The organism is Melaminivora alkalimesophila, assembly GCF_000282995.1.
Lineage (GTDB): Bacteria > Pseudomonadota > Gammaproteobacteria > Burkholderiales > Burkholderiaceae_C > Melaminivora > Melaminivora alkalimesophila.
This window is the reverse complement of sequence record NZ_ALEE01000282.1, coordinates 1-7,677: the sequence shown is the minus strand read 5'-3', so window position 1 is coordinate 7,677 and position 7,677 is coordinate 1. Positions and strand designations below refer to the sequence as shown.

Genomic DNA, 7,677 nt, shown 5'->3' with positions numbered 1-7,677 from the left:
CTCCAGGCGCTGCGCGAGCCGCTGACCGGCCTGCCGGGCGATCGCCTCGGGGCTGGCGGCCTCGGGCCCGAGCGTGCCGGCCAGGAATTCCGGCCGCAGCGCCTCGATGGCGGCGCGCACCGCGGCGGTGGTGCCGCTCGCGCCGTGCTCGGCGCTCAGCCGGCGCGCCGCCGGCGTGGACAGCACTTGGTCCACGCTCGGTAGCCGGACGGCGGGGCGCTCGCCGGAGACGCTCATGCGCCGACGCCCGGCGCGTCCGCCTCGGTCATGGGCAGCAGCGGGTTCATGCTGGCGCGCGCGTAGTCCGTCTCGCCCATCAGCAGGTCCAACAGCAGGGTCGCCAGATCGTCCGCCAGCGGTTCGGCCAGGGGATCCTTTTCTTGGTTGACGAGCTTGCGGTAGGTGTGGCAGCCGTCGCAGGTCTCGGCCAGCACCACCTGGTCGGCCTGGGCGGCGCCCGGCTCGAGCTGCTCCATGCCCTGGTAGCGCACGCCCTTGGTCGATTCGCAGTGGCTGCACTTGACGCGCACCATGTGCCACTCGGTGGCGCAGACGCCGCAGTGCAGGAAGCGCAGGCCCGCCTCCTTGCCGCCGATGCGCAGCACGCTCGCCACCGGCGCGCTGCCGCACACCGGGCAGATGCCGGCCGGGTCGGTGTAGGGGATGTCGCCCTCCTGCAGGCGGCTGGCGCGGTCGGCGAACACCACCTGCAGCGCCGCCATGACGAAGGGCGCGGCCGCCAGGTCCTCGGCCTCGCTCAGCAGGCCGACGAGCACGCGCCGCGCCAGGGTGTTGCGCGCCTCGCCGTCCAGCCGGCGCAGGCGATCGAGCACCGGCCGCAGCGGCTCGGGCAGCCCGGGCGCATCAGCCACAGCCTCCAGCAGCTGGTCGAGCACGCCCTGCCAGGCCGGGTCCACATGGTTGGCGGCGGGCAGCAGCGGCATGGAATGCTCTTGCGCCAGTGCTATGGCCTGGGCGTCGGGTGGCGCGGTCTGCACGCTGGCAGCGGCATGTTGCTGCGCGCGCACCAGGTGCGACAGGAAGTGCAGGTATTCCCCGATGGGGTTGTCCGCGGCCTTCTGTGCCAGGCGCGCGGCGCGCTCGGCGAAGAGGCTCGCCGGCTGCGGCAGGCGCACGCGCGGCAGGCTGGTGCGGTCCAGGGCTTCGATGTCGCCCGGCTGAAGAATGCGTTGCATGAAAGGACGGCTCCGGAAATGAAACTGCCGCCGGACAGCACGGGGCCGCCGGCGGCAGGGATGGCGGGCTGGGGCGACGGGTCAGCTATTGTCGCCCGTCACCTTGCGGTACCAGCCGCGGTGGTGCTGCTTGGCCCAGGCGCGCGTGACGGTACCGTACAGCATGGCGCGGATGGTGCCGCGCGTCCAGATGGCAGCGTACACGTGCAGGATGAAGATGCCGATCATCACGGCGGCGGCGATGGCGTGCAGCACCGACGCCAGGCGCACCAGGTCCACCGGCAGCGTCAGCCAGGCGCGCCACATCATGACGCCGCTCACGATCAGCACCAGCATGCACAGCACGAAGCCCCAGAAGACGAGCTTCTGGCCGCCGTTGTACTTGCCCTGCTCGGGCATGTCGTGGAAATGGCCGTCCACCATCTTGTCCACGTTCTTCAGCCATTCCCGGTCGCGCGCCTCGATGACGTTCAGCGAGGCGAAGCGCAGGGCCATGTACAGGAAGAACACGAACATCACCACCCCGATGTAAGGGTGCAGGATGCGCGCCCAGGTGCCGCCACCGAAGAACTGCACCAGCGGGTAGAACGCCGGGTGGAAGAAGGCCAGGCCCGAGAGCGCCAGCAGGATGAAGCAGATGCCGACGATCCAGTGGTTCAGCCGCTCGCCGGCGGTGTAGCGCTGCAGGTCGCGTGGATTGCGTCTCATGGCTGGTTCTCCTCTGCGGCCGCTTGTGCCTCACGGTCCTTGCGCTCCATCTCGTCCTCCAGTTCCTTGGAGACCTCGTTGGGGCCCTTGGTGATGAAGTGGAACAGGCTGCCCAGCGCTGCGGCGCCCAGGGCCACCATGGCCAGGGGCTTGGCGGCGCCCTTCCACAGGCTGACCATCGGGCTGATGCGCGGCGCATCCGGCAGGCCCTGGTAGAGCGAGGGCTTGTCCGCATGGTGCAGCACGTACATGACGTGCGTGCCGCCCACGCCCGCCGGGTCGTAGAGGCCGGCGTTCTGGAAGCCCCGCTCCTTCAGGTCGGTGATGCGGCCCTCGGCGTGCTCGCGCATCGCCTGCTTGGTGCCGAAGACGATCGCCCCGGTGGGGCAGGTCTTGACGCAGGCTGGCTCCTGGCCCACGGCCACGCGGTCGGAACACAGGGTGCACTTGTACGCCTTGTTGTCCTTCTGCGAGATCCGCGGGATGTCGAAGGGGCAGCCGGTGATGCAGTAGCCGCAGCCGATGCAGTGCTCCTCGTGGAAGTCCACGATGCCGTTGGTGTACTGCACGATCGCGCCGGGCGCCGGGCAGGCCTTCAGGCAGCCCGGGTCCTCACAGTGCATGCAGCCGTCCTTCCTGATCAACCACTCCAGGTTGCCCGACGCCTCGTTCTCGTACTCGGTGAAGCGCATCACCGTCCACGCATTGGCCGTCAGGTCCGTGGGGTTGTCGTAGGTGCCGTGTGCCGTGGCGCCGGGTTCCTGGCGCAGGTCGTTCCACTCCATGCAGGCGGTCTGGCAGGCCTTGCAGCCGATGCACTTGGAGACATCGATCAGCTTGGCCACCTCGCCGGAGTGGGGCGCGCGCGCCTGCGGCGCAGGCGTGGTCGTCGCCGACAGGCGCTTGATGTCAAGGGATTGCAGTGCCATGTTTCATTCCCTCCATCAGGCCTTCTCGACCTTCACGAGGAAGGTCTTGAACTCGGGCGTGTTGGTGTTGCCGTCGCCCACGAAGGGGGTCAGGATGTTCGCCAGGTAGCCCGGCTTGGTCAGGCCCTTGAAGCCCCAGTGGAAGGGGATGCCCACGTGGTGCACCGTCTTGCCCTCGATCTGCATGGCCTTGATGCGCTTGGTCACCACCGCCACGGCCTTGATGTGGCCGCGCTTGGAGCTGACCTTGACGCGATCTCCAGCCGCGATACCCAGTTCCTTGGCCAGCGCCTCGCCGATCTCGACGAACTGCTCGGGCTGGGTGATGGCGTTGACCAGCGAATGCTTGGTCCAGAAGTGGAAATGCTCGGTCAGGCGGTAGGTCGTGCCCACGTGCGGGTAGTCCTGCGCCTTGCCGAAGGTTTCCCAGATGTTGTCGAACACCCGCGCGGCCGGCGAGGATGTGGCCTTGGGGTTGTTCGGGTACATCGGGTTCATGCCCAGCGGCGTGTCGAAGGGCTCGTAGTGCGTGGGGAACGGCCCCTCGGCCAGGCCCTTTCTCGCAAAGAAGCGCGCCACGCCCTCGGGGTTCATGATGAACGGCCCGTTGCCGGTCTCGGGGGCGATGCCCACGCCCGTGTCCGGCACGTCCGCGCCCACCCAGGCGCGGCCGTTCCATTCCACCAGCTTGCGCCGGGGGTTGAAGGCGCGGCCCTCCAGGTCGGCCGAGGCCCGGTTGTAGAGCACGCGGCGGTTGGCCGGCCAAGCCCAGGCCCAGTTCAGCGTGTTGCCGATGCCCGTCGGGTCGGAGTTGTCGCGGCGCGCCATCTGGTTGCCCGCCTGCGTCCAGCAGCCCGCGTAGATCCAGCAGCCGCTGGCCGTGGTGCCGTCGTCGCGCAGTTCGGCAAAGCCGGCGACCTGCTGGCCCGCGGCGCGGATGACCTTGGTCGGATCCTTCGGATCGACCAGATCGACCAGCGCACGGCCGTTGTACTCCTTGGCGATCTCCTCGGAGGTCGGGTGCTCGGGCTGGGCGTACTTCCAGTCCAGGTTCACGATCGGATCGGGAAAGGCGCCGCCGTCCTTCTGGTAGAGCGCTTTCATGCGCAGGTGCAGCCCCGCCATGATGGCCACGTCGGTGCGCGCCTCGCCCGGGGGCTCGGCCGCCTTCCAGTGCCACTGCAGCACGCGCGAGGAGCTCACCACCGCGCCTTCCTCTTCCGCGAAGCAGGTGGTGGGCAGGCGGAAGACCTCGGTCTGCACGCTGGCCGTGTCGATGTCGTTGTACTCGCCGTGGTTCTTCCAGAACTCCGATGTTTCGGTGGCCAGCGGGTCCATGACGACCAGGAACTTGAGCTTGGCCAGACCGTCGCGCACGCGGTGGCTGTTGGACAGCGCCGCGATCGGGTTGAAGCCCTGGGCGATGTAGCCGTTGACCTTGCCTTCGTTCATGAGCTGGAAGATCTGCAGCATGTCGTACTGCTTGTCCAGCTTGGGCAGGTACTCGAAGGCCCAGTCGTTCTCGGCCGTCGCCGCGTCGCCGAACCAGGACTTCATGAGGCTGACATGGAACTTGGGGTAGTTCTGCCAGTAGCTCATCTGGTTCGGGCGCAGCGGCTTTTGCGTGCGCGCGGCGATGTAGGTCTGGTAGTCCTGCTCCTTCTCGTTGGGCAGCGACAGGTAGCCCGGCAAGCTGGCCGACAGCAGTCCCAGGTCCGTGAGGCCCTGGATGTTGGAGTGCCCGCGCAGCGCGTTCATGCCGCCGCCGGCCACGCCGATGTTGCCGCACAGCAGCTGCACCATGGCCGCGCAGCGCAGGATCTGTGAGCCGATCGAGTGCTGCGTCCAGCCCAGCGCGTACATGATGGTCGCGGCGCGGCCGGGCACGGCGGTGGATGCGAACTTCTCGCACACGTGCAGGAACTTGTCCTTGGGCGTGCCGCAGACGCTCTCCACCTTCTCGGGCGTGTAGCTCTCGTAGTGCTTCTTCATGAGCTGGTACACGCAGCGCGGGTGCTGCAGCGTGGGGTCGGTCTTCACATAACCGTCTTCGCCCAGCTCGTAGTCCCACGACTTCTTGTCGTAGGTGCGCTTTTCCTCGTCGTAGCCCGAGAAGATGCCGTCCACGAACTCGAAGTCATCGCGCACGATGAAGCTGAAGTCCGTGTAGTTGTGCACGTACTCGTGGTGGATCTTGTCGTTGCTGAGCAGGTAATTGATGATCCCGCCCAGGAACACGATGTCCGTGCCCGAACGGATCGGGGCATAGAAATCGGCGACCGAGGCCGAGCGGTTGAAGCGCGGATCGACCACCATGAAGTGCGCCTTGTTGTGCGCCTTCGCTTCGGTGACCCACTTGAAACCGCAGGGGTGTGCTTCGGCGGCGTTGCCGCCCATGATCAAAATTACGTCCGCATTCTTGATGTCGACCCAATGGTTCGTCATCGCTCCACGGCCAAACGTCGGGGCAAGACCTGCCACCGTCGGGCCGTGTCAAACACGGGCTTGGTTGTCGAATGCGAGCAGGCCCCAGGAGCGGGCGACCTTGTGCGTGATGTAGCCGGCCTCGTTGCTGGAGGCGGACGCAGCCAGCATGCCGGTGGAGAGCCAGCGGTTGACCGTGAGGCCGTCGTCCGTGGTGGCCTGGAAGTTGGCGTCGCGGTCTTCCTTGAGGAGCTTGGCGATGCGCTCGAGCGCCTCGTCCCAGGACAGGCGCTGCCACTCGTTGCTGCCCGGCGCACGGTACTCGGGGTAGAGCAGGCGGTTGGGGCTGTTGATGAAGTCCATCAGCCCGGCGCCCTTGGGGCAGAGCGTGCCGCGGTTGACCGGGTGGTCCGGGTCGCCCTCGACGTGGATGATGGAGCGGCGTGCGTTGGCGGCGTTGTCGCCGAGCGCGTACATGAGCAGACCGCAACCGACGGAGCAGTAGGTGCAGGTCTGGCGGGTGACGGTGGTGGCGGCCAGCTTGTACTGGCGCACCTCGGCCAGCGCGGTCGCGGGCGAGAAGCCCATGGCGACCAGGCTGGAGCCCACCAGGCCTGCCCCGCTCACGCGGAAGAAGTGCCGGCGGTTCATGTCCATGATGAGACCTCCTGTTGTGGGAATATGCTTATGGGTATGCTGCCATTTTCGCCGCTTGAGCTGCAAAAGGCGGTACGGGTTAGCACCTAGTCGTTAAAAGTCGCAGGCGCGGGGCGCCGCGCGGCGGGCATCATAGCCATCGCCCAATGCCCGAGCGCTTCGCTCGGAGGAGGCACCCGCACGCGCTGCGCGGCATGGCGGCGGCTGGTATCGTGCCGCCCATGTCCGTGATCGAGTTCGCTCGCCCCTTCGTCTTGCCCGACTTCATCGAACCCCTGCAATGCCTGCCGGCGCAGCCCTGGCGCTGCGACGCGCGGGAGGCCGGGCACCCGCAGGACGTGCAGATCGCGGCAGAGGTGCCGGTGGCGCTGGTCTTCAACGGCATCTCGCACGCCGTGATGATGGCCACGCCGCAGGACCTGGCGGAGTTCGCCGTGGGCTTCGCCCTCTCGGAAGGGATCGTCGAGCAGGCGCACGAGTGCCGCGACGTGGAGGTGTCCACGCACGGCGCGGGCACGCCCGAGGCCAGCTGCACCGTGCAGGTGGAGATCCCGCCGCGGCACTTCATGCGCCTGAAGGAGCGCCGCCGCGCGCTGGTGGGGCGCACCGGCTGCGGCGTGTGCGGCATCGACAGCCTGCAGGCACTGGACCTGCGCCCCGAGCGCATGCAGGTGCCGGAGTGGGTCGGGTCGCTGGACGCGGCCACCGTGCTGCGGCCCTTCGCCGAGCTGGGCGAGCGCCAGACGCTGAACCGGCACGCGGGTTCGCTGCACGCCGCCGGCTGGGCCACGCCCGCGGGCGAGCTGCAGGACGTGCTGGAAGACGTCGGGCGGCACAACGCCCTGGACAAGCTGCTGGGCCGCCGCGCGCTCGCCGGGCAGCTCGGGAAACCCGGCTTCGTGGTCATGACCAGCCGGACCAGCTACGAGCTGGTGCGCAAGTGCGCGCGCCTGTCGGTGCCGGCCTTCGCCACCATTTCCGCGCCGACGACCCTGGCGCTGCAATTGGCGCGCGAGGCGGGGATGCAGCTGTGGGGGCTGTGCCGCCCGCCGACGGCGCTGCGCTACGTATGAACGACCCTGGGCGCGGCGGCCCGTCGGCGCCCGTGGCGCTGGGCCTGGCCTGGCGCTCGCTGTGGCGCGACCTGCGGGCCGGCGAGCTGCGCCTGCTCATGGTGGCGGTGACGCTGGCGGTGGCGGCGCTCGCCTCGGTGGGTTTTTTCTCCGACCGGCTGCAGGGGGCGCTGGCGCGCGACGCGCGCCAGTTGCTGGGCGGCGACCTGCTGGTCGCCAGCGACAACCCGACGCCTGCGGCCTTCGTCGAGCAGGCCGAGGCGCTGGGGCTGGCGCACGCCACGACGCTGAATTTTCCGACCATGGCCCGTGCCGAGGAGGCGCGCGGCGGCGCCAGCCGGCTGGTGGCGCTCAAGAGCGTCGAGGAGGGCTATCCGCTGCGCGGGCAGCTGCAGGTCGCGCGGGGCGCAGACGCCCCGGGCGAGCCCACGCGGGCGGTGCCGGCGCCGGGCGAGGCCTGGGTGGACGCGCCGCTGCTGGCGGCGCTGGGGCTGCAGGTGGGCGACGCGCTGCTGCTGGGGGATGCGCGCTTGGCGATCACCCGGGTGATCGTGCTGGAGCCAGACCGGGGCGCCGGCTTCCTGACCTTTGCGCCGCGCGTGATGGTGAACGCGCGCGACCTGCCGGCCACCGGGCTGGTGCAGCCCGCAAGCCGCATCACCTGGCGCCTCGCGGTGGCGGGCGAGGCGC

At 69.0% G+C, this 7,677-nt stretch carries 6 protein-coding genes and 1 pseudogene; 2 read left to right on the top strand and 5 right to left on the bottom strand.

Annotation, left to right across the window (positions count from 1 at the left end):
* The 5 genes and pseudogenes from A612_RS05360 to fdnG all read right to left on the bottom strand — a co-directional run.
* Positions 1 to 237: pseudogene (locus tag A612_RS05360) on the bottom strand (hypothetical protein); the annotation flags it as partial.
* Complete coding sequence (gene fdhE / locus A612_RS05355; RefSeq protein WP_019373511.1) at positions 234 to 1,196, bottom strand: formate dehydrogenase accessory protein FdhE; 963 nt, start codon at positions 1,194 to 1,196, stop codon at positions 234 to 236. The pseudogene A612_RS05360 and the gene fdhE, both read right to left, overlap by 4 nt.
* 81 nt (positions 1,197 to 1,277) lie before the next feature.
* Entirely contained in the window at positions 1,278 to 1,904 is a 627-nt protein-coding gene (locus tag A612_RS05350) for a formate dehydrogenase subunit gamma (protein ID WP_019373510.1), read from the bottom strand.
* Positions 1,901 to 2,833, bottom strand: a complete 933-nt coding sequence (fdxH, locus tag A612_RS05345; RefSeq protein WP_019373509.1) for a formate dehydrogenase subunit beta — start codon at positions 2,831 to 2,833, stop codon at positions 1,901 to 1,903. The genes A612_RS05350 and fdxH overlap by 4 nt, the downstream gene beginning before the upstream one ends.
* Positions 2,834 to 2,848: 15 nt before the next feature.
* Positions 2,849 to 5,917 (bottom strand): formate dehydrogenase-N subunit alpha, encoded by a 3,069-nt coding sequence (gene fdnG / locus A612_RS05340; RefSeq protein WP_206536111.1) that lies wholly within the window; start codon positions 5,915 to 5,917, stop codon positions 2,849 to 2,851.
* A 143-nt stretch (positions 5,918 to 6,060) separates the two neighbouring features.
* Between fdnG and fdhD the strand changes: the two genes are divergently transcribed.
* Together fdhD and A612_RS05325 are read left to right on the top strand one after the other, a co-directional pair.
* The gene (fdhD, locus tag A612_RS05330; RefSeq protein ID WP_241209518.1) at positions 6,061 to 6,987 is read left to right on the top strand and encodes a formate dehydrogenase accessory sulfurtransferase FdhD; all 927 of its coding nucleotides are present in this window, start codon (positions 6,061 to 6,063) and stop codon (positions 6,985 to 6,987) included.
* Positions 6,984 to 7,677, top strand: a 694-nt coding sequence (locus A612_RS05325) for an ABC transporter permease (protein ID WP_040436154.1), incomplete at its 3' end; no start/stop codon positions are given. The genes fdhD and A612_RS05325, both read left to right, overlap by 4 nt.